The sequence below is a fragment of the Streptomyces sp. DH12 genome, assembly GCF_020873895.1.
In the GTDB taxonomy this organism is placed as follows: domain Bacteria; phylum Actinomycetota; class Actinomycetes; order Streptomycetales; family Streptomycetaceae; genus Streptomyces.
In genome coordinates, this window is the sequence record NZ_JAHWGT010000110.1 from 1 (window position 1) to 1,085 (window position 1,085).

General features: G+C 74.2%; 1 protein-coding gene. It reads right to left on the reverse strand.

All coding sequences use genetic code 11. The features are described 5' to 3' along the window. Nucleotides 1-146 precede the first annotated feature (146 nt). Entirely contained in the window at nt 147-635 is a 489-nt protein-coding gene (locus tag LPA54_RS32810) for a cation:proton antiporter regulatory subunit (RefSeq protein WP_228918232.1), read from the reverse strand. Nucleotides 636-1,085 lie beyond the last annotated feature (450 nt).

Below are 1,085 nucleotides of genomic sequence, written 5' to 3' on the forward strand. Positions count from 1 at the left end.
TCCTGATCCTGGTCGTCGTGGGTCCGCTGACCGCCCGCTGGACCGAGCCGCTGGTCCGCAAGCTCACCGGCCGTCGGAACACGCCGGTGGGGCCGGAGCGGGCGGCACCCCAGCCGGCGAAGGTGTGAGGACCTCGGGGGTGCGGGTCACTCCCGGCCGAGGATGCCGGCGGCGACACCGACACCCTCACGGGTGCCGATGACGATGAGGGTGTCACCGCCGGCCAGCCGGAAGTCCGGCCCGGGGGAGGGAATGGCCTCGGCGCGGCGCAGCACGGCGACGACGGACACGCCGGTCTCGGTGCGCATCCGGGTGTCGCCGAGCACGCGCCCGTTCCAGTACGAGGTCGACGACAGCTCGATCCGCTCGGCGACCAGCCCCAGTTCGGCCGTCGCCAGCAGGTTCGGGCTGTGGTGCGCGGGAAGCAGCGCGTCGACGACGGCGTCGGCCTCCTCGGCGTTCAGCTTCAGGCTCACCGCGGTGTCGTCCGGGTCGTCCCTGCGGTAGACGTTCAGCGTCCGGGAACCGTCGAGATGGGCGATCACCGACAACCGCCGCCGCTCCCGCGTGACGAGGTCGTACCGCACCCCTATCCCCGGCAGCGGAGTGTGCCCCACGCGCCCGGCGCCGCCCATGACCGTCCCCCTACACCGTGTCAGTTGTCCTACGGGCCATGACCGACGGCACCCTACGGCACGGGGGGTGGGGGGCGACATCCGGGCGGGACGTGCGCTGCCGCACCACGACCGCGACGCAGCCGCACCACGACCGCGACGCCGGAACGGTCGCGCGCACCTGAAGCGGACGGGCGAGGGGGCGGGCCTGGGCCAAGCCCCAGCGTAGGGCCGCCCCACGCACTCGGTTACTCTGCGGCGACGCCCGGAGGGAGCCGGGATCCCGCACGCCGGGCCGGGGGGTTCCGGCCGGCCCGAACCTTCAGGAGTACCGCTCGTGAACGGACCGCGCCGCCGCGCGCTGCTGGCCTCCGTCAACCCGATGCTCGAGCCCGGGGAGCGGATCGAGGCGGTGACCGTCGTGACCACGAGCCCTGTCTCGCTCGGCAGGACCGCGGCGTTCGCCCTGGC

Coding starts and splice junctions, on each gene's coding strand:
- LPA54_RS32810 (WP_228918232.1), bottom strand. CDS start 635: ATGGGCGGCGCCGGGCGCGTGGGGCACACTCCGCTGCCGGGGATAGGG.